Genomic DNA, 242 nt, shown 5'->3' with positions numbered 1-242 from the left:
CGCCAATAGAATATTCCTCAAGAGTAATATATGGGGAAAATTACTACGTCATCCATTGCCTATGGGTTAATATAACTGGGAAAGGATATGCCACTCAACTAATTAAAAAGGTTATTCAAGATGCTAAAGATCATAAGAAGAATGGTGTTATTGTTATAACAAATCCAACAACCTCTTGGACACCAAGCAAAGAAGTTTTTATAAAAAACGACTTTGTTGAAGTAGAGCATGCACCATATGGA

The 242-nt window shown here is 34.3% G+C and carries 1 protein-coding gene; it reads left to right on the top strand.

Going from position 1 to position 242, the window contains the following annotated elements; all coding sequences use genetic code 11:
• Positions 1-242, top strand: a 242-nt coding sequence (locus HU755_RS27640) for a GNAT family N-acetyltransferase (protein ID WP_238350064.1), incomplete at both ends; no start/stop codon positions are given.

This window comes from Pseudomonas sp. SWRI111, assembly GCF_014268555.1.
Classification (GTDB): Bacteria; Pseudomonadota; Gammaproteobacteria; order Pseudomonadales; family Pseudomonadaceae; genus Aquipseudomonas; species Aquipseudomonas hamedanensis.
Note: the sequence above shows the minus strand (reverse complement) of the source record. Positions and strands in the feature narration are given on the sequence as shown.